Below are 18,896 nucleotides of genomic sequence, written 5' to 3'. Positions count from 1 at the left end.
ATGGCTCGGCGTTTCACGGATGCGATCGGCCTGCTGAACGACCTGCTCAACCGCTTCGAGGCGGGGGCCGCAAGCCCGATCGCCCACCCGGACTACCCCGCTTTCCCATCAGTAGTCGCGGCGGACGCCTTCCTGAAACAGATCAGGGAAGCCGAAAGCGCCGGCGCGGTCTCCCTTGGTTGGGGGCGGGGCCCCATGAGCGACCAAGTGGCACATGTGCGGCTGGCCTCGGCGGAGATCCTATACCGATATCTCCGCCGTACCCCCGCGTCGCGCATCGCGGAGGATGCCGCTGTGCGGCTTGTCGCCGGGGCGGCGATGCACGACTCTCTGAAGAACAGCGCTTCCCAAGTCGCCGAGGTATGGGGGCGGGGGAAAACGTGGCACGGGGTTGCTTCGTCCGATGTCGAGACACTGCGCGACGCGTTCGTTCTCGCCCAGGCCATCCTGGCTAACAAACATCTTGGCGTCGACTACAAGACCTTCTCGAGACGAACGGTGGGGCACAGCAAAACGCTCGAACGGATCGAAGGCGCGGTCGTGCGGCTCCTGAGCGGCATCCTGGAGTTTCCCCCCGGCGCGCGGCCACGCGAGGCGCTCCGGGCAATCGGCCTTGAGCGCTTCGCGCCACCGCTGCTGATCGCGGGCAAGATCGACCTCGATGGAGCCGACCTCTCCGGAATCTCTCCGCTGTATCTCGGAATCACTCCCAAGGAAGCAGATCGCGTCCGCTTCCGGGAGCCGCCGGCCTACGTGCTAACGATCGAAAATTTCGCAAGCTTCAACCGGCACATCGCCGAGGCGGACCCCGGCCGATTAGGAACGACCATGTATGTCGGAGGGTACCCCTCGCTTGCCACCCAGCAGGCGCTGCGGACGATCGCAGGATTGGTATCCGAACAGACGCCGATCTTTCATTGGTCGGACATCGATCCGGACGGCACCTGGATCTTCCACACCATCGAGCGCGCCGTCGACCGGCCGATCCGTGCCCACCTCATGAGTGTCGAAGTTGCCGAGCGTTTGGGACAAGTGCCGTTCAAAAAATCCGCACCCGCTCGATGTCCACCGGACTCCGGTATCGCAGCTCTGGCAGCGTACCTGGCGAAAGATGGAGCCAAGACGCTCGAGCAGGAAGAACTCGATCCAGTCCTGCCAGAGTTTCATTAGAAAATGCGCGCGGACGCTCGTGGTTGCTGCTTTGGCTGTCTCGCTCAGGACGTCATTTGTTTCAAGCGCGACAACAGCACCGCCCGCAACTACGTGCTGCGGGCAAACCGACATCGTTTCTTCATAAAAACGCTCAACCAGCATTGGCATGCCAGTTGCTTGAAGATGGGACGAAACCACCTGTGACTATGATGCTCGTTCAGCATCCGGTTGAAGTATTGAGATGAAATATGCCCGCTTGATCGATGGCAGAGGTCCCCCGATGCGCTTTCCAAACCGGGCGCCTGCCTCGCGAACTCTGCCATCTTGGGATCGCGCTCCGGTTTGCCGGGCAGAAGCCGATTGTCTTGGGGGCTCGCAACGAATGGTGGTTCTCAGCAAGAACGCCAGCGTAAAGGCGTCCTCAGGACGATCGTTTGGCATCGGATTAGCCCATGGTTCGGGGTGGGGCATCTGCGACATGCAGAGCCTGCGCTCTTGAAGCTAGGTGTCGGCCTTGCATCGGGGCTTGCAGATGGTCAATGAGCTAATGCAGAACGATTGGGATCTTGAGAACATACTCAGGCAACAGGACGAGCTCAAGGTCAAGCTGCTTCGCGCCCAATCGGTTGTCGCCGAATGTAAGGCAGGATTGGCGGATCTGGAGCGGAGGCTTGAGTGTCGAGCGGTCTCGATCGATGAACGCCAGCGCAACTCTGCGGCAAACAATTCAATACGCAACGCACGGCCGCCTAAATCGCGAAGCCTCGATAATCCTGTTAACCCGGATGCTGCCGTGGCGTTTTCGCCTCGATGGGACCGCTGAAAGCTGCCGCCGCGCACGTTAACGGCGACAGGTTTTGGGACGGGCCTGGCGAAGATCTCGAGACGCATGGTGTTGCGAACCCGGCGGGCGAACTGGACAATTAGGTGCGGCCTTGCCGATAGGCTCGGCTTTTTGGCTGATCGCGGTGCGTCCGCCAGGGATGCGCGCAGAGCAGCACCAGATAGGGGACGTATCGCCGCGTCTTTGGCTAGAGCCTCCTGTTTCGGGGCTGCTCACGTAGATGTCCTGAATCGAGTGTCAAGAGCTCTCCACTTCCAGCCAGTTCGGTCGTCTTGTCCGTCTTTAAGTCGTTGAAATTTCCGATTAGGCGTCCATGGAGGGGGCGCGAGCGGGCGCGTTCAATGACCACGATGGTCCGCTATGGCCGTTGGGCAGGCGACGTGCCGAGCGGTGCTGACCGCGGAAGCCGACCATGCCTCCGGCATCGCATGGATGATGACGGAACTCACTGACTATGTCCCGCAAGCGATCACTCCGGAACAGGGCGGGTAACGGCAGTCATCTAAAAATTCGTGAGACACCAGGAAGAGGGGATCCGGTGCGAATGCGATCCGGTGCCGGCCGTAGCCTCGTCAGCTTCTCGAAAGCTTTCCCGAATACTCACTGCCCACCGATCCTGGACGAGAGGCTGCGTGGACTCACGCGCAATTGGAGTTGCACAAATGAAATCGGGGACCGGTTGGGAGCTCAATCAGTGTGAGCAGGCTGACGTTACGAAGTTGTTGGATTTTCGTACTATCGCAAAACGCTTCATCTTTTTCGCGCATAGGCAAGGTGCTGCTGCGCGATCTCAAGTCCAGGCGTCTACTGCGTCGGATAAATGTCATCTTGTGCGCGCCAGTGACGCACGCGCCGACTCGATCAAGCCAGCGCTCAATACCAGAAAAGGCACGCGACAATGATGCGCGTGACAAAAGCACGAGCAGGTCAATGACAAAGCGTTTTCGCAACTGGGCCCTATTGTCCATACTCGCCTCCATGGTTGTCGGCCCCGCCGCAAAAGCGCAAGACCGCCGGACTATCGCCGAACCTGTTGCACCTGATACGGTCTGTGATCGCCCTGTGCCTTCCGGCAAGAACGATACAGTTAGCCTACAGGAGGCCATTGAACATTGCCCCGATGGCGCTGCAGTTTATCTCGGGCGCGGCGAGTTTCACTCAGGTCCACTCGAGATGAAATCGGGCGTGACCTTATGGGTCGGACGCGGTGCGACACTGATCGCCATCCCCGAACCTGCCGCTTACGACAAGGGCCTCGGACAATGTGGTCGCATTGCGGAAAAGGGCGACGGTTGCCGGCCATTCATCAGCTTTTCTAAAACGCGCGGCGGCGGTATCTACGGAGAGGGCATCATCGATGGTCAGGGCGGCGCGCTGATCGGCGGCGGCGCGGAAACCTGGTGGCAGCTAGCCCGCCGCGCCCAAGCCCAGGGCGGCAATCAGAACGCCCCACGCTTGATCCAGGTCGATCATGCGCAGGATATCACGTTCTCTGGTGTCACCTTGCGCAACGCTGCCAATTTTCATGTCGCGATGAACCGGGTTGAAGGTGCCACGTTTTGGGCCCTCACGATCGATTCGCCGGCGGATGCCCGCAACACCGATGGCATCGATCTTGGCGCCAGTCAGGATGTGACCATCACCCACAGCTGGATCCGTACGGGTGACGACAACGTCGCAATCAAGGCCGGCGACAATGGTTCAAGCAGCCATATCTCGATCATTGATAATTATTTCGGCTGGGGGCATGGCATGTCGATCGGCAGCGAGGTGAATTCCGGGGCCAGAGACATATTGGTGCGTAATCTGACACTGGATGGTACGACGTCGGGCCTGCGCATCAAGAGCGATGTTGGTCGAGGCGGTCTGGTCGAGAACGTGACTTATGAGTACGTGTGCCTGAGGGGCAACCGGTGGCCGCTGGCTTTCGATGCAAAATATGATCCGCGCGCTCAAGGCACGAGGATTCCGGTCTATCGGCAAATCGTTCTCCGTCATGTGCATGGCGACACTGGTGTGCTGCTGATGCGCGGCATAGACGAGCGGCATGCCCTGGACGTGACACTCGAAGATGTTCGATTTGCCAATTCCGCGACTTGGCAACTTGAACATGCGAACGTCAGCGCAAATCACTCTGACGTATGGCCCCCGCTGCCCGGACGAGCTACACAACCGCCGCTGCGCGGATCGGAGGTATGTTCCAAGGCATTCCGCGACGGCAATCGGTAAGCACTACACGCGGCGCCGAACTCAGGTGGTGAGTTCCGCATCTGGGGCCAAGATTACTGGTGTTGACGAAGGTCGGGCTCATGTCCCGAGTTGGTTGCTATTGGCCGACAGTTTTGCAGGGCCGGAAATGTCAAGGTGACGCAGGTTCTGATTTGGCGATGAAAATCTTGTGTCGATGCGCGACGGCTATCCCGCTGAGAAACGAAGTGTAAGATCACATGCGAATTTTCGTTTCCTCCGCTGCACTTCTGGCGGGATGTTTCTGCATCGCCGCGGCGTACGCTCATCCACTGTTGGTGTCGCATGCCGGAAATGCAGACTATCACTCCGTGCAGCAAGCCATCGACGCATTGCCGGCGGAAGGCGGAAACGTCCGGATCGCGCCAGGCATCTATCGCGAGAAGGTTAAAATCACGAAATCCGGTGTTCATCTCGCAGGGACTGGCAACAAGCCGGAGGATACGGTCATTGTGTATGGCGACGGCGCGGTCAATGTAGGAGGAACGGCCCGTTCGGCGACGCTGGATGCCCCTAGCGATGACTTCCGGCTCGAGAATCTGACCATTCAGAACGACTATGCCCTCAATCCGGCCAATCCACCTTCGCAGGCGGTAGCGCTGTCCGTTACCGGAGATAGGGACGTCATTACGCGCGTCCGCCTGCTCGGCGCCCAGGACACGCTGTTTGCCGGCAAGGGACCAAACGGTAGAATGTCACGACAATACTTCTCGAACTGCTACATCGAAGGGCATGTCGATTTCATATTTGGCAACGCCAAGGTCTGGTTCCGGCAATGTGAATTGCACGGCATCGCCAATCAAGCGGTCATCTATACCGCTCAGAGCAAGGCAACGCCGGATGAGGACAGTGGCTATGTTTTTGATCATTGCAGGCTAAGTGCCGACCCTGCTGCGCGCTATATCGCGCTTGGCCGCCCCTGGCGCTCCTACGCCACAGTGGTCTTCCTGTCGACAAAGATAGATGCACGAGTGATTGCGGAAGGCTGGCGCGAATGGGCTCCCGGCGAGACCAACAAGTTGAGCACGAGCTATTATGCCGAATATAGATCCTTCGGCATCGGTGCTAACCCATCAGGCCGCGAGCCTCATTCCCATCAACTGAAAGATGGCGAAGCTGCGAGATGGTCGCTGAGAGTGTTCTTCGCGGGTGTCACAGATTGGCTGCCCACGAACCATCAGGTTCGAACAAAGAGCAATGTTCACGGTGAAGGGGTTCCACGGCGATCCTCGGATGAATGAGGGGAGCGAGCCTGATTGTGATGGAGAGTCTTGTACAGCAACCCAACCGCCGCCGGAGCCAAACCGACGGAAAGGGGGGCCGGCGCGACGATCTCATCTGTTCGCCGTCCACCCACATGCGCCCGCTTCAGCTCGCAGATCATCTTGTCCGTTTTGGCGGATCAGTGTCGGCAAGCTCTACGGACCGTCACGTCAGCACGTCGTCATCGCTCGGGAACGGCTGATTTGCCTGTTCAGCGCCTTGCGCAGATCTCCGGAGAGCGAAGTGGGCTGATGCTTCGCGGCTATATTCGTTCGGTCGGTGAGCGACGAAAATTCCCGTGCGCGAGGCGAGGGCGCCTATCTGCGCCCCGTCGAAAGTTGCTTCGGAACGAGAGCTCAGTCGGTCGAAAAGTTGTTGAGGAGACCAAGGCGCGCCGCGGCGAAATCATCGGTTACGGAGGCGCTGCCTCAGCCAACCAACTCGGTTGACGAGGCCGCAGACTGTTCGGCAGGTTTATTTGACTTCGGGGGCGTTCCGCGAGCTCCATCTTGGCAAGCAAGTTGTGGAGTTCAAGCATGCACCGCGTTGGCAGCTTACGATGGCCAAGCCGTCGTGCAGGTGAGGTCGTGCGCGCTCGAGCGGGGCGGTCCCGAGACTGCAAGAGAAGCCTTGCGGTCCCTCAGTCAAAGACTGAGCCCGATTGAAGTGAGCGAATCGAAGTCTGCCGGATCTTCATTGCCAACTTGGCTTGCCAGGCACCGTTACTGCTGCGAACTCAGGACGCCCTGCACATCTTCTCGAAAAAGAATGTTTGGGGTCGTTTTGATGCCTGAACGCGCTCGTCGCCACTGGGCGAGAATCTCGTCTCCGAGCGGAACGTCCCTTTCGAAGGCTTACGGCGCAATTCGCCGTTTCTCGTACGACGTGGATCTCACATACGGCATTCGAGCAACAGCTCCGGACCCGGTGGACAATTTGGTCCCTCAGAACCGCAGTCAAAGCAAAAGTGCCAACGCGCGAGAACGCCTCCGGTCTGCGTCAAGGAAAAGACGTTGTGCGTCATCAATGAACGCCTGCAATAGGACAAGCTCACTACCAAAATTGATGCCAAGGACGACAAGATGCACGTCACGTATGATCCATTGGAGACGGTAGCGGCTATGTAAGTCCCGCCGTGATGCTTGAATTCGGCGCACGATCGACCGGCGATCCATTGTTAGATCGGTCGACCAATTTCGTCAGCTCGAACACGAAACCGGCGAAGAGGTGCGATAAAATTGGAGCAACTCCGTCCGTCGTCAGGCGGGTGCCGATGCGACGCCGGTCTCGCGCGCAGCAATATCCTGATCTCGTCAGCTTCTTGAAAGGTTGCGGCTACAACAATCGAGAATCTGAAGAGCTGCAATCTCGCCGTAATCCAGGCCGTACGGATTGCTGCAGGGTCTCTACAAACATGAGGAGAGCAGGATGGATCCGGTTGACCCATTCTTCGATTCAGGAGCCTGGATGCGGGAGTACGCCGCGCTGCCGGGGCGGGCGGGTCAGCGACGGGGCGACTCAAGCGAGCAAGGCGACTTTGAGAAGCGTATGGAGGATTTGCATCTCGATCCGTCTGATCAAAGCAAGTCAACTTCACCTGATCGGCCTCCCGCAGGAGGTGGTCGAGCAGTCCGGCGGGACGATTTCGGCGGTTCGATGCGGGCGCCGCCGCACTCCACTTTTAGGGAGAGTGCGCTAGGCGACACGCGCCGGAGCGTAGACATTCCCAGCTTTCAGCTTACCGCTGCGACGCAAGTGCCGCAGTCTAGTTTGCGAGATGATCTGTTCAGCAGCGCGCGCTAAAGCTTTCCGGACGCAGAGTCTGCCGCGTCGGCCAAAAGCGGAAAAAGCCGCAGATTATGGTCACGCTTCAAGTCGGGAGAGCTATGCGGGATTTTGGGTGACGAGGCGATCAGGCGGCGTGGTTTTCCGGCACTTGGATGACCTCGATGCCGTTTTCGAATCTGACACCTGCGATGACCTTCGGCAACTGATTTGTGCCTTTCAGCCGCCGCCAGGTCTTTGATGCGGCGCAGAGCAGCTTGAACACCATCAACTTGGCAGTCGTTGACGATAACGAACCTTTCGTGCGCACCGTTCTGTGCCGGACCGTCGCGAACACGCTTTCGATGGGATTCGTCGTCCGCAAGTGGTCCCAATGCTCGGCGGGGAATTCGTAGAACGCAAGCATTGCGTCGCGATCTTTCGTCAGGCACTCGACCGCCTTGTCGTACTTCGCTCCGTATTTCTCGGCAAAGACATCGATCGCCACTTCGGCCGAAGCTCGGTTGGACGCCAAATAGACCTCGCGCAGATCCTTCTTCATGCTGGCCTGTACCGACACTGCGACTTTGTTCAAGATATTCGCGGTTTTGTGCACCCAGCACCGCTGATGTCGCGTGGCGGGAAAGACCTCGTCGAGCGCCTTCCAGAAGCCGAGCGCGCCGTCACCGACGGCGATTTCCGGGGCGATCTTCAGCCCACGGGTTTTCGCCTCGACGAGCAGTTCGTGCCAGCTCTGCGTGCTCTCGCGCACGCCGACCTGGAAGCCGATGAGTTCCTTCTTGCCTTCCGGCGTCGCGCCGATCAGCACCAGCATGCATTCGCTGTGGTCTTCCATGCGAGCCTGCAGGAAGACGCCGTCCGCCCACACGTATACGTACCGGCGCGCCGACAGATCGCGCTTCTGCCAACGCTCGTACTCGAGCTGCCACTCCGTCGTCAGTCTGGAAACCACCGCCGGAGAAAGATTCGGCGCATCCTTGCCCAGGAGCGCCGCCAGCGCCTCCTGGAAGTCGCCCGTCGAGATGCCTCGCAGGTACAGAACCGGCAAAAGTGCATCCAAGCTCTTCGTGCGCCGTGCCCACAACGGCAGGATCGCCGAGGTGAAGCGGATCCGCTCGCCATCGCTGGTCACCGCGCGATCGCGAATCTTTACCCGGGCGACTTCGACGGCGCCGATCCCCGTCTGGATCGTCCGCACTGGACCATGGCCGTGCCGCACGAGGCGGTCGCGGCCATCGGGAAGCTTCAAGCCCTTCATCGCGGCGAGAAACGCCTCGGCTTCCATCTCGACAGCCTGCGCAAGCAGCTGCCGAGCACCAGATCGCAAAATATTCGTCAGTGGATCGTCGATCTCATCGGGCTGACGCAGTGGGACAATGTTGCTATGCTCGTTCATGGCGTATCGCTCTCCTTGAGGTTCTGGCAGGCTCGACACCCGCCTCGATACGCCGCCTATCTCATTCCGTCATCACCCAGTTTCCCGCATAGCTCAAGTCGGGAATCGGCAAGGCGCTTGGCCGGAGCAGCAGTGAAAATTCGTCGCGCGACGCTGGGCAATCTGACGTCTTTTCGACGAATTTACGAATTGATTATGCGAGGCAGCCGGGCCGGACGCGCGGGGTCCCTGCGGCCGATGAGGAGCTCATTAAAGATTTCCGAAACAAGGCGGCGGGTAACCTCACCGACGGCACGATCAAGAATGCGGCAACCGATTTGCGCCATTTGAGCGTGCTCCTGAGCGAGCACGGCAGGCCCTCAATTGCGGATCGAATAGCCGGGAATTGGAAAACGCGCAGCAGGACAATCCGGAGGTGGAAAACCACCAGCTGGAAGCTGAGCTCGATGAGGAGGTCGACAGGTACGCAGGCCGCCGCGGCACGCGCATCAAGGCGGCCTTGAAGAAGCTCCGTGAGGTCGGTGCCGGAAACGCCCTGGCGCCTGATCTCCGCCGACTGGCTCCTCACGGCGCGGACGCAACCCTCATCCACATGTGGGCGGCGGCGGAAAAGGCAACACACAGGATCGAGCCGAAGACGATCGACAGGCAAGCTCGCCGCATGTCTAAGCTGAGTGAGTGGCTGCGGACCCATGATAGGCCACCGATGGCCGGCCGACTTTCCACCCCCGCGTTTGTCCGGGATCTCGAGGAGTACAGGCGCGAAACCAACGACAAGAAGATCAATGCTGATCTGGTCAAACTTGGCGGATACGAGCAAATCCTGGAGGCGAACAGGGCGCTTGGATTGAGGCCTCCTGAGGATCCGGGCCAGCCTTCTTGGGAAGCTGCTCGACAGCCGCATGCACTGCAGGGTCCTCCCGCAACGCCAGCTAGCCCGAGCGCGGGCGCCTGGGATTGGCTTGGCGAGCAGATCCACGGGCCCAACATATCGATGCCAGCGCCGCCCAGCCATTGGCAGGCCGGTTCGTCGCAGCAGCTTCCCGCAACCCCGGCGACGCCGAGCGCCGGAGCCTGGAACTGGCTTGGCGAGCAGATCCAAGGACCCGCCTCACCAGAGCCAGCGCCGCACTGGGGCGCGCAAGCTCATCCGCCGCTCGAGCTTCCTGCTACACCGGCCACCCCCAGCCAGGGAGCCTGGGCCTGGCTCGGGCAACAGATGCAAGACTCCGCATCGCCGTCGTGCGTGAGGCCTCGATCGTCAAACATCTACGGCGGTCTCGACTCCTTCGTTGATCTGGATCCACCCCACACCCCACGACTTGCGTGACGATGCGCGCTCTGCGCCAGCATCTGAATTTGCAGCCGCCTCGTCGTTCGCAGGACCGCCGGGGGCGGCTCCGGAGCTGCGGGATATAGGAGCGATCGTTGGCGCCGGCTGGCGCCACGGCTCCCAGGCGGCTTCAGTCGTGTTGATCGATGTATTGGGAAATATGCATCTGCTGCCAAACCAGTTCGGGCCAAGTCAGTTTGTGATCAATGGGGAGCGCTATTTTCGGCTACGGTGGACCAGGAGGCCGCAGGGATGTTCGCCTGATCCATCATCCCCGCGTGAGCCAGCCGGATGAACCAGGCCCGTCTCAGTCGCTCTATCGTCCCCGGCCGATCGTGCCAGCCGTGCAATCCGGTGAGGGGCCCGTTGATCTTGGGTATCTGATCCGCGGGGATGGGAGCACCGAGATCGATTCCTTCCGCCCTACCTCGTCCGCGCCCTGGAAGGCCAAGGCATCTTGCCGCGGGCGGGCCAACCAACCTATTTCGAGATCCGCGGAGTGCCTTACAGGGGTGAATTGGTGGAGAGCGAAGGCCGCCAGCGCGTACGCATTTATCCTGAACGTGGCTGAAGAGGCAGCAGGGCCTGCAATCGAGCTTTCGGCGGGGCAGCTCGCGTAAGGCGTTCTATAGCGAGGCTGTTGGCAGGCGATGGATCCGTTGCAGGGGCACGGCCTGAACCGTCCAGCCTCCTCTTTGTAGAATCTGCCAAGCGATTCTACCAATTTGGTGCGTGCCCGGACATGCTTTCTGCATCCCTGATCCTTTCACATAGTCCGCCAATTCTTGTCTTGAAAACCGCAGCTACCACAGATCGAACGCATTCCTGATCGAGGGAGCACCGGCGCCGAGCGCAGGCGATGGCCAAGCGCCAAGAACTTGGCCACCAAACGAAAGTTTGCTGACAAAGGCTTTTCCTGATGGCCGCCCAAATTCCTCGGCGGGCGCGGTATTTCGCAACCTGCATAGCTTAAGGCCTCATGCCCAGTTCAGTTATTGCGCTATGCAAAGGCCCCTCGCGCTGCGTTGCAAACACCTGGTCCGCTCGGGAGCAGAGTGCAAGTGCCCACTGGACCTGGGAAGCCGATGACAGCGAGCTTGGTGCGATAAAAATCGCTAAGGTCAGCTTCCTCCCAGCGCTTTTCCCAAATAATCTCGAAAAGGATCAATGAGGACAGAGTGTGCGGGCGGCCGCCGGCGCTCAGGCTCACCGCCCGCAGCAAGCCAGCGTTCGATAGTCCTCACGCTCATGGCGATCTGCGGCGCGATCCCGCGCGGCGACAGACCGGTGGCGCGCAAGTCGAGGATTTCGGCATGAAGTTGCGCGACGATTGAGAGCCGCGGGCGACGGCTCGTCAGATTCTCGAAAGTTTGTTCATAGTAGGACTAGCTCAATTGATTGCATGACGAGAGGCTAATGTGGAACCGCACAATTTTGACGTAACTGCCGGGCCGCGGTACAGGTCTCGCAAGAGCATCAACCCGACCGATCCGGGCAAGACGACTTTGAGCAGCAATTAAACGAGGTGCGCGAAGCCGATAACGCGATCCCTGACGGTGGGCCACGCGGTAGGCCCTCTACCAATGTGTCTAGCTACACCAGCAGTCCCCGGCCGAGCCGATGAGTGCACTTGCCAGGAGCAACCTCTTGCCAAGCGAGGTCCTCATCAACGATGAGCGTAACACAGCTGAGTTGAGAGCAGCGAAGAGGCCAAGGGCCCTAAAAAGTCCGCAAGGCGTTGCCATTGAGCAGCAGCTGAGCGAGTTCGCCAATTCAGGCGGTGGTGGAGCAATGTCAGCAGCCTCCGCGATGCAGCCGGCTCAATCAACTGGGATTGTGGTACGGGGGCATCAGTTGGACAAGCGGCCTGTTTATCCCAGGATGCTCCCGAAATCTTGAGGCTTGAGGAGGCTCTCATCAAAGGCGGGATGGTCGCCGGTGGGGCGAAGCAACATGCAGGCGCTCTTCTTAGTCGTCCGTGAAGAAGGACTAAGCCACTGATCGGGAATCTCGATTTGGGCTAAGGGGCATTTCCAGATTGCAAGGTTTTGATGCTTTGGGCGTCAGAACCTTGCGATTTGGTTTTCGTGGATTCCCTCGAAGCGGGAAGCATGATTCCTTGTCTGCATCGGAGGGAACGATGCGGCCGAAGAAGCACAAGACGACGGGATCGAACGATCTGTTCCGGGCTCGGCTCGACCAGATCATCAATATGAAGCACGAGCTGGTTCTGCTCGCCGGCAAGGTCGATTGGGACTGGATCGACGGCGAGATCGCGCCGCTCTACAGCGAGAACGGCAGGCCCGGGATCGAGACGCGCTTCATGATCGGTCTGCTGTTGCTCAAGCACATTTACGGGCTGTCCGATGAGGAGGTGTGCGAGCGCTGGGTCCATGACCCATACTTCCAGTTCTTCACCGGGGAAGAGTTCTTTCAGCACACGTTCCCGCACGAGCGCTCGGACCTGAGCCATTGGCGCAAGCGGCTTGGCGACAAGCTGGAGTTGCTGCTGGCCGAGAGCTTGCGGGTAGCGCACGAGGCCGGTGCATTACGCAGCCAGGACCTCAAGCGGGTTACGGTCGACACCACGGTGCAGCCGAAGGCCATCACCTTTCCGACCGATGCCAAGCTGCTGCATGCGGCCATCAAGGGGCTCAACCGCCTGGCGATCAGGCACGGCGTCAGGCTGCGGCAATCCTATGCTCGCATCGCCAAGGCCGCCGCGATGATGGCCGGCCGCTACGCCCATGCCAAACAGTTCAGGCGGCATCAGCGGCAGTTGCGTATCCTGCGTAGCCGGCTGGGCCGGATCATCCGCGACATCCGCCGCAAGATCGAAGGCCAGCCAGCACTGGAGCAGGCGTTCGCCCTCCCGCTCGGCCGGGCCACGCAGATCCGCTCGCAGCAGCAGCGCCAGCGCGGCTGGAAGCTCTATTCCTTCCATGCCCCGGAAGTGGAGTGCATCGGCAAGGGCAAGGCCAGCGCGCCTTACGAGTTCGGCGTGAAGGCCTCCATCGTCACCAACAACCGCCGGGCTCCCGGTGGCCTGTTCGTGCTGCACGCCAGCGCACTGCCCGACAACCCCTACGACGGTCACACCTTGCGGGACGTCATTGACCGCACCGAGACACTCACCGGCTGTCCGATCGAGCGGGCCTATGTCGACAAGGGATACCGCGGCCACGACGCACAAAATCCCCGTCGCGTCTTCATCTCCGGCCAGAAGCGCGGCGTTTTCGGTGTCATCAAGCGCGAGCTGCGCCGCCGCTCCGCCATCGAGCCCATCATCGGACACCTGAAGGCGGAAGGCCACCTCGGGCGCTGCTACCTCAAAGGCCGCGCCGGCGATGCCGCCAACGTCGTCCTCTCAGCCGTCGGACACAACTTCCGCCGCATCCTCGCCTGGCTGAGATATCTCTTGTGCCTGTTCCTGGCCCAGCTATGGCGCACGCTCGCCCGGCCAGCCTCGATCAATCCGGCTTCTTAACGGACGACTTCTTAGCTTTAGCCGTTGGCTCTTCGCAAAACGCAGACCGAGCATTGTTGCTCGGCAGGACAATAAGTCGCTGAGCAATGGCGGTGACGTATACGAGTTCGTCGGAAAGGGAAATCCCAAAATCCTCCTTGTAGCATTAGACCATCTCCGCACCTTTCGGTCGACGGGCGAAGTCATCGTACGCCAACGGAGCGGTCGCGCCCGCCCCCCGAACGTGGCCCCCATCCATCCCGAAAGCGCGGCACTGATGGAACCGACGCTCATCGGCGACGCCGCTGCACAGCACAGGGCCTCGTACGAAGCTAGCAGTCGGCGAGAGGAGCTTCGGGACGGGCAGGAGGATCAACCCGCCCCGTCGGCTTTCGTCCAAGGGCACGTCGCGATCAATCCCGAGCAGCTTCATCAGTGGGAGCTTTTGCAAGTGCTGGATCATCTTGATCATCAACCCATTCCGTCACCAGCCTCCGTCCCTTCGGACAAGCTTCAGCGACTGGAAAAGGACTTACAGGGCGAGTTGCACCGACACCCTGCCGCGTCGTTCTCCGCCGATCCAGAAGAGTTTAGTTTCGATCTAAAGCAATTCTCTCCAGGGGAGCTTCGGCGATTGCTTGATAATCAATCCATGCCGTCCCCCGTCTCCGTCCCCTCAGAGGAGCTTCAGCGACTAGAAAAGGACTTGCAGGATGACTTGCGCCAACACCCTGCCCCGTCGTTCTCCGCCGGTCCAGAAGGGCTTAGTTTCGATCTAGAGCAATTCTCTCCAGGGGAGCTTTGGCGATTGCTCGATGATCAATCCATACCGTCGCCAGTATCCGTCGATCCAGATGACTCGGCTCTAAATTTAGGGCAGTCTGATCTTCCCCGAAAGAGTGGAGGGGTTTAAGCGGCTTTTAGCTCCATCTCGATCGGGCGATATATCGATTGCGGAATGGAGCCGGGTTCGGCTCGTAGAAGCCCTCGATGAAAGCAAAGATAATGCGCTGGGCGTCGGCGCGGTTATGGTTGCGATGACGAACCAGTGTATGGAGGAAGCTCTCCATCGGGGCATTGTCGTAGCAAACGGCCTCGCGGCTCATCAACGCGGTGATGCCGGCGCCCGCGAGACCGCCTCGTCTCATGCAATTGGGTTCTTTGGTGAAGGTTGCGGAATTCACGGGCGCGAATAAGGTCATAAGATCAGAATCGCAATCGATGCCCGCGATTCGCCCTTGCTCCATGCCTTCCGCTCGCTGGTTTCCCCCGAGCTTACGATCGTCCAGGTCCTTCCCCATGCCGATAAAGTGGTGCTCGTTGCTCGGTCGAAGGTCGCGCTCTCGTTTCTGTCACGCTTAGCCGACTTGCCGTGGTAGGGTTCGGTCCCATGCGTCACGATAACGTCGGAGCAGAACGGCGCTTGCGATGATCAGAAGAATATCAACGTAGATATCAACAGATTGAGCGCGTGTTCCGTTTGGGGCGTGTGTGTGATGATTGTCGGGTAATGAATGTATGACAGTCCGACGCTTGCATATATCCCCGGAGCGAGATGCGCGATGTATGTTCCCGTGACTGCTGTGCTATCGCGGTGCGCAAGCTGGCCTTTTGCCAGAGCAGCATCCACTGCAAGCTTACTCCAGGCCGTGTTGGTCGCCACGAGAGCAATCAGATCACTGGGCCGGCTATCAAAAGGTCCCTTTGCATAAAGACGAAGCTCGTAATACCGGCTGATCCTGTTGCGCTCAGGTGGAGCTCCCATGACGGAGAAGCCGCCGTAGATGCCGCGAGACGGCGACCCAAGGGCGTCACTCTGCCAGAGCTGCCTGTCCGCAGCGATGTAGTGAAAATTATTTCCGCTCTCCCTTTGTTGCTTGGGATCCGCCAAATTCGTGTAGCGGCTCCTGTTCAAACCAACGCCCGCCCGCAGCCACGTGTCGGGTACGCCGGGAGCAGCCTTGCTCTTGTAGCCGGCTTCTTCGACAAGAAGGATGCCTGCATTGGCCGTGCTCCATTTCAAGCCGGTGGGATTCTCGGTTATATGGGCATAGGCACCATCTGGACTGATTGAGCGCTGGACGGAGACCTTGTTGTACAAGCGAGCGTCAAAATTGTACTTCAAGTTGGCCGCTGGCGTGGGCGCGGCATTGGTGCTCATCCCAGCCTGGAACAAGGCAGACATGTTCGATCCTGTGATTCCTCCGAACAATGTGCCGGTGAATTCATTCTGGTTTCTGAGGTAGCCAAGTTTGAGTTCTAGTACCCACTTTTCTTGGAACGTGAGTCGTGATTCAAGGTCGGGATGATACCCGAAGCAAGAGAAGTCCACCTTTCGAGGAAAGATCGCAAGGTGCTTGAGGCGTGCTGTCGCTCACCGGTGACGTTGCAGCGCGATTTGAAGCGGGCGCGGATAGTTCTGTTGGCGGCGGATGGGCGCAGCACCCGGTCGATCGCCAAGGAAGTTGGGGTCCAGCCGCGGATTGTCAGCCTTTGGCGGCATCGCTATGCCGACCATGGCCTTGAAGGGCTGCAAGACAAGCCGCGGCCTGGCAAGCAGCCGATCTATACGAAGACGACCGACAAGCGGATTCTGAAGCTGCTGGATAAGCCGCCACCGCAAGGGTTTGCGCGCTGGACCGGCCCCCTGCTGGCCGAGGCGCTGGGCGATGTCGATGTCCAATATGTCTGGCGGTTCCTGCGCAGCCACAAGATTGACCTGGTGGCTCGCAAGTCCTGGTGCGAGAGCAACGACCCGAACTTTACGGCCAAAGCCGCCGATGTTGTCGGCCTCTATGTCGCGCCGCCGGCGAAGGCCATTGTGCTGTGCGTGGACGAGAAGCCCTCGATCCAGGCTTTGGAGCGAGCGCAGGGTTATCTGAAGTTGCCCAATGGCCGCGCCTTAACCGGCCAAAGCCACGATTACAAGCGGCATGGCACCACAACATTGTTTGCGGCGCTCGAAGTCGCCACCGGAAAGATCATCGCGACCCATTCAAAACGCCGGCGCCGCGTCGAGTTTCTCGATTTCATGAACAGCGTCACCGCGACTTTTCCGAACCGCAAGCTTCACGTCATCCTCGACAACCTCAACACCCATAAAAAGAACGAGGACTGGCTCAAGGCCCACCCCAACGTGCAATTTCATTTCACGCCGACAAGTGCGTCATGGCTCAATCAGGTCGAAGTATGGTTTTCCATCTTGCAGGGGCAGTCGCTCAGCGGCACCTCCTTCACGAGCCTCAAGCAGCTTCAGGAACACATCGATGCCTACGTCAACGCATACAACGACAGAGCCGAGCCCTTCGTCTGGACCAAGAAAAAGGTCCGTCAACGCCGTTTCAAAGGCCGCCGTATCACTCAGCTCTGATTCCGGGTACTAGTGTCCTGTTGAAGAAAGTCTGGTAGTAGGCGAGCGTATTGAGTCCCACCCGATCTGGCCCTGGGCGATCCCACGTCCAGTATTGCTGCTCGGCCCCTACGACAATCTGTCCGTCGGCAATGCCAAACCGGCTCAGATCGTAGGTGACGATCATGAAGTTCGCCGACGCGAAAGTCGGATTCTGGCCCATATAGAGCTGGTTTGCGATAGTGCTTCTGGCTGCATGCGGTAGCTGGTTGCTTGCAAAGGAGTTATGTGTCCACCCGATATAGCCGATGCCGACGTCCGCCAGCGCAGATCTAACGCCCCCCTTGTCCTGATCAATCGTATCTGCAGGACCAGGGATGGGGAACCACAACCCTTTTTCACGCAGATTGTCGTACCTTTGGAAGGGATCGATCGTTTTTTGCGGTCTCGTCTGAGCAGCCCTGTCCGCATTGCCGCGCTTCTCCAAAGGCACTCCGGGACCTGCTGCTCGCGCCGGGGCAGGAGGGCGGATTGCCTGACAGATCAGGTCGATCGGGAGCTTTGCGGCCCGGTCGGAAGTCTTTCCTCTTTTGCTGGCCTGATCCACAGGGTGGTTACTAGGATCAAGTCCGCTCGCGGTTTGTGCCAGTACGGGATTGCCGACCAGACAAGCCGCTAGCGAAAGTGCGATAGCAAGCCCAGATTGCTTGCCCCTTGGTCTTAAATTGAAAGAAAGTGCTGCCGTAGCCGAGTATGTCCGGGGCGAGGTCGTCGCAAGAAGGCAATCACGCATGGCGTAGTTCGGGTCCATGTCTGCCGGCCATGAATATGCGGCCTGATTGGCCCGAAGTGAGCTCGCGGCGGCGTGTGGCACGCGCCTGCTTCCACATCGTCATTGCAAGCGCAGCCAAGCAATCCAGACCCCCCCGCAGTGGCAGTCTGGATCGCTTCGTCGCCAGCGCTCCTCGCAATGACGAGCAAGCGGCATCGCGGCTGTCGTTTCGCGTCCGTGGGGGAGGGGGACGAGCCAGAACTCGATCTATCCGAACAGAGCCACTCAGGCTTCCTGAACCTCTCAGCTCGCGGCGCGAGGATGATCTGGTCCGAAACTTTGGTTGTGCGTGACGCCGGTGCGCCCAGAGCCAGCGGAGAGCGCTGGCTCGGCAAATGCTCACGAGCGCGCGGAGCGTTCTGTCCTGGCCGCCAAAGCGTTGCGAATGTCCACCTTGCTCACTGTGCGTCAGGCGAGTCTGGCGGTGGTGCGCATCTGCATCGAAGGCGGCTTTCTGGACCAAACGGCAGCCACCCGAAAGCAAGGCTAGCCGTGCAAGAGGCTTGGCTTCACGAAGCGTTTCATTGGTATCGTTGTCACCGAAACACGAGACGATCGGCGGGCTTGAAGGCCGAAGAGCTTTTGGATTTGCGCGCGCGGCAACCACACCACAACATCCAACGTGATAGCCCAGGGGACCGGAGGAATCAGCCATCGAGCAGCTTTGGCGGATATCGGCGAGCAGTTGCTTTCTGCCGTCGGCGCGGCAAAACCTGTCTTGCATCCAAAACCTTGATGTGCGCGGCGTTCGTTGGTTACGCTTGCCACGTGCCCGTCATCTCGAACAACCTGCCGGAACTGGTAGTTGATCAGGTGCAATGTTTGCCGGTCCAATCGCGCCATTGCGGCTCGGCCGATCAGCCGTGGCGCTTACGTGGCGCGTCCCAGACGAGGTTGCTGGTCTGGGCAATGCGTGAGGCGGGGCTCCATCGAACACTTGCAGGAATCAGTGGACGGTTTGCATTCGTGCCGGGGCACGGTAAAAAATCTGCAAGGTTCTTCTGAATGATGAGAGAATGCTGCGCCATCGCCGACTACGACGAGAACCATTGCTCGCTGGTGGCGCTATCATTGAGAACGCGCGCAAATTGTCGCGTTGCTCAAGAAGGAGCGTTTCATAGGAGTAGGCGCAGCCGATCGGGAAGCTCACCAAGATTGATTATTGTCGACGCTGGCAGCTCCTGGAACGCGGGAGCATCGCGAGCTATCGCGTCGACAAAATAAGCCTG

The 18,896-nt window shown here is 59.5% G+C and carries 12 protein-coding genes; 7 read left to right on the top strand and 5 right to left on the bottom strand.

Translation table 11 applies throughout. The annotated features are described in order from the left end of the window. The 3 genes from CIT37_RS33370 (at position 1) to CIT37_RS33360 (ending at position 5,484) form a co-directional block, all read left to right on the top strand. Entirely contained in the window at positions 1 to 1,170 is a 1,170-nt protein-coding gene (locus CIT37_RS33370; protein ID WP_095424606.1) for a Wadjet anti-phage system protein JetD domain-containing protein, read from the top strand. Between the two features lie 1,756 nt (positions 1,171 to 2,926). Continuing rightward, positions 2,927 to 4,225, top strand: coding sequence for a glycoside hydrolase family 28 protein (locus tag CIT37_RS33365; RefSeq protein ID WP_014497833.1), 1,299 nt, complete (start codon positions 2,927 to 2,929; stop codon positions 4,223 to 4,225). A 218-nt stretch (positions 4,226 to 4,443) separates the two neighbouring features. Further along, positions 4,444 to 5,484, top strand: a complete 1,041-nt coding sequence (locus tag CIT37_RS33360) for a pectinesterase family protein (RefSeq protein ID WP_011084794.1) — start codon at positions 4,444 to 4,446, stop codon at positions 5,482 to 5,484. Positions 5,485 to 7,418: 1,934 nt separating this feature from the next. Here CIT37_RS33360 and CIT37_RS33350 read toward each other — a convergent pair. Continuing rightward, positions 7,419 to 8,687: an IS256 family transposase gene (locus CIT37_RS33350; RefSeq protein WP_035716818.1), complete on the bottom strand. Its 1,269-nt coding sequence runs from the start codon at positions 8,685 to 8,687 to the stop codon at positions 7,419 to 7,421. A gap of 385 nt (positions 8,688 to 9,072) precedes the next feature. On the opposite strand from CIT37_RS33350, the gene CIT37_RS33345 reads away from it, so the two are divergent. From CIT37_RS33345 to CIT37_RS33335, 3 genes are all read left to right on the top strand, one after another. Then, positions 9,073 to 10,017, top strand: coding sequence for a hypothetical protein (locus tag CIT37_RS33345; protein WP_018647405.1), 945 nt, complete (start codon positions 9,073 to 9,075; stop codon positions 10,015 to 10,017). Positions 10,018 to 12,160: 2,143 nt separating this feature from the next. Then, positions 12,161 to 13,507, top strand: coding sequence for an IS5-like element ISBj5_B family transposase (locus CIT37_RS33340; protein WP_011084757.1), 1,347 nt, complete (start codon positions 12,161 to 12,163; stop codon positions 13,505 to 13,507). 256 nt (positions 13,508 to 13,763) lie between these two features. Continuing rightward, positions 13,764 to 14,399 (top strand): hypothetical protein, encoded by a 636-nt coding sequence (locus CIT37_RS33335; protein ID WP_014497829.1) that lies wholly within the window; start codon positions 13,764 to 13,766, stop codon positions 14,397 to 14,399. Between the two features lie 7 nt (positions 14,400 to 14,406). Here the strand turns inward: CIT37_RS33335 and CIT37_RS33330 are convergent, their stop codons facing one another. Next, complete coding sequence (locus tag CIT37_RS33330; RefSeq protein ID WP_011084799.1) at positions 14,407 to 14,787, bottom strand: transposase; 381 nt, start codon at positions 14,785 to 14,787, stop codon at positions 14,407 to 14,409. Between the two features lie 131 nt (positions 14,788 to 14,918). Beyond that, positions 14,919 to 15,818: a carbohydrate porin gene (locus CIT37_RS33325; RefSeq protein ID WP_099421828.1), complete on the bottom strand. Its 900-nt coding sequence runs from the start codon at positions 15,816 to 15,818 to the stop codon at positions 14,919 to 14,921. On the opposite strand from CIT37_RS33325, the gene CIT37_RS33320 reads away from it, so the two are divergent. Continuing rightward, positions 15,792 to 16,856, top strand: a complete 1,065-nt coding sequence (locus CIT37_RS33320; protein WP_011084514.1) for an IS630-like element ISRj1 family transposase — start codon at positions 15,792 to 15,794, stop codon at positions 16,854 to 16,856. The two genes, CIT37_RS33325 and CIT37_RS33320, sit on opposite strands and share 27 nt — an antisense overlap. Here CIT37_RS33320 and CIT37_RS33315 read toward each other — a convergent pair. Both CIT37_RS33315 and CIT37_RS33310 read right to left on the bottom strand, forming a co-directional pair. After that, a complete protein-coding gene (locus tag CIT37_RS33315; RefSeq protein WP_231088518.1) occupies positions 16,843 to 17,646 on the bottom strand; it encodes a hypothetical protein in 804 nt (267 codons plus the stop codon). The genes CIT37_RS33320 and CIT37_RS33315 overlap by 14 nt on opposite strands. Positions 17,647 to 18,153: 507 nt before the next feature. After that, complete coding sequence (locus CIT37_RS33310; protein WP_161966254.1) at positions 18,154 to 18,510, bottom strand: hypothetical protein; 357 nt, start codon at positions 18,508 to 18,510, stop codon at positions 18,154 to 18,156. Positions 18,511 to 18,896 lie beyond the last annotated feature (386 nt).

Source organism: Bradyrhizobium ottawaense (assembly GCF_002278135.3).
Lineage (GTDB): Bacteria > Pseudomonadota > Alphaproteobacteria > Rhizobiales > Xanthobacteraceae > Bradyrhizobium > Bradyrhizobium ottawaense.
The sequence above is the reverse complement of the archived record's forward strand: the minus strand, read 5'-3'. Positions and strand labels throughout refer to the sequence as shown.